The organism is Streptantibioticus ferralitis, from assembly GCF_029223525.1.
Taxonomy (GTDB): Bacteria; Actinomycetota; Actinomycetes; order Streptomycetales; family Streptomycetaceae; genus Streptantibioticus_A; species Streptantibioticus_A ferralitis.
Map to the genome: position 1 here is coordinate 1 of NZ_JARHTQ010000094.1, position 1266 is coordinate 1266.

General features: G+C 68.0%; 2 protein-coding genes. One reads left to right on the plus strand and one right to left on the minus strand.

Translation table 11 applies throughout. The features are described from left to right. Nucleotides 1–266: hypothetical protein (locus P2L57_RS39810; RefSeq protein ID WP_275823483.1), on the minus strand; the 266-nt coding region annotated here is incomplete at its 3' end. A gap of 26 nt (nucleotides 267–292) precedes the next feature. Between P2L57_RS39810 and P2L57_RS39815 the strand changes: the two genes are divergently transcribed. Then, on the plus strand, nucleotides 293–1266 hold a 974-nt coding region (locus tag P2L57_RS39815; RefSeq protein WP_275823485.1), incomplete at its 3' end, for a recombinase family protein.

Genomic DNA, 1266 nt, shown 5'->3' on the forward strand with positions numbered 1-1266 from the left:
CTCAAGGAGCAAGCCGTACTGCACACATAGACGAGTTGACGGGAGGGAATGTCCCGGTCATCGGGGTTGATGGCTTGCTGGACGCTGCTGCCGTCGTGCGTCGGCTGCTTGAGCGGCAGGCTGGGGTCGACGAGGACGGTGAGTCGCGGTGTGTGAAGACGTCCGTGCTGAACTCCCCAGAGCGGTCTGTGGGGGATGGTGCCGGAACTGCGCCGGGATCTGGTGGTGGGGCTGCTGTCCGAGCTGGTGGCACGGATGGTGATCACGGCCGGTCAGAGCGGGGGCGCGGGTGATGACGATGTCGGCGGCCCCGTGGAACCGGGTTGAGGGCAAGATCCAGCCGTGGCATCTCGACCGTCTCGCCATCGTCTATGTGCGCCAGTCGACCCCGCAGCAGGTCATCGATCACGCCGAGTCGACCCGGCTGCAGTACGGACTGCGCCAGCGGGCGGTCGAGCTGGGCTGGGACGCATCGCGGGTGTTGGTGATCGACGAGGACCTCGGGCACTCGGCGTCCGGCCTGGTGATCCGGCCCGGCTTCCAGCGGCTGGTGTCCGAGGTCGGCCTGGACCACGTAGGGCTGGTGCTCGGGGTGGAGATGTCCCGCTTGGCCCGCAGCGGACGCGAGTGGCACCAGCTCCTTGAACTGTGCGCCCTGGCCGGGGCCCTGCTGGCCGACCCGGACGGGATCTACGACCCGGCCGAGCACAACGACCGCATGCTCTTGGGCCTGAAGGGCACGATCAGCGAAGCCGAACTGCACCTGATCAAGCAGCGTATGTGGAACGGGCGGATCGCCAAGGCCCGCCGCGGCGAACTCGCCGTCCCTCTTCCCGTGGGCTACGTCCGTCTGTCGGACGGTCAGGTCGTCAAGGATCCTGACGAGCAGGTGCAATCCCTCGTGAAGCTGGTCTTCGACCTGTTCGATGAGCTGGCCACGATCAACGCCGTGCTGCGTTTCCTGGTCGACCACGGCATCGAGATCGGCGTGCGGGCCCGCTCGGGACCGGGAAAAGGCCAGCTGGAGTGGCGCCGTCCCAGCCGGATCGTGATCCAGAACATGCTCCGGCATCCAGCCTATGCCGGGGCGTTCGTCTATGGACGCAGCCGTACCGACCCCCGCCGCCGCCTGGCGGGCCGCCCGTTCACCGGCCGCATCCGCCGCCCGCGCGAGGAATGGCTGGTCTACCTGCCCGACGTGCTACCCGCCTATATCGACACCGAACGGCACGAGCGGAACCTGGCCAGGATCGAGGCGAACCGGGC